This window comes from Pseudomonas sp. UBA4194, from assembly GCF_002379585.1.
Lineage (GTDB): Bacteria > Pseudomonadota > Gammaproteobacteria > Pseudomonadales > Pseudomonadaceae > Aquipseudomonas.
In genome coordinates this window covers 1-424 of the sequence record NZ_DFUE01000073.1, presented here as the reverse complement: position 1 = coordinate 424, position 424 = coordinate 1, and the positions used below count along the sequence as shown (strand labels likewise).

General features: G+C 60.1%; 1 protein-coding gene. It reads left to right on the top strand.

The window, feature by feature from the left end; genetic code table 11:
- Nucleotides 1-424: efflux RND transporter permease subunit (locus B3397_RS17695; RefSeq protein WP_296252583.1), on the top strand; the 424-nt coding region annotated here is incomplete at both ends.

Genomic DNA, 424 nt, shown 5'->3' with positions numbered 1-424 from the left:
CAGTTCTACAAGCAGTTCGCCTTGACCATTGCCATTTCTACGGTGATCTCGGCGTTCAACTCACTGACCTTGTCCCCTGCCCTGGCTGCCGTCTTGCTCAAAGGCCATGACGCGCCCAAGGACCGTTTCTCCAGATTCCTGGACCGACTCTTCGGTGGCTGGCTGTTCCGCCCATTCAACCGCTTCTTCGAAAAAGCCAGCCATGGCTATGTCAGCACGGTGGCGCGGGTAATCCGCAGCAGCGGTATCGCCCTGGTGATGTATGCAGGCTTCATGGTGCTGACCTGGTTCGGCTTCGCCACCACCCCGACCGGTTTCGTGCCGTCCCAGGACAAGCAATACCTGGTGGCCTTCGCCCAGCTTCCCGATGCGGCCAGCCTGGACCGCACCGAAGACGTGATCAAGCGCATGTCCGATATCGCGC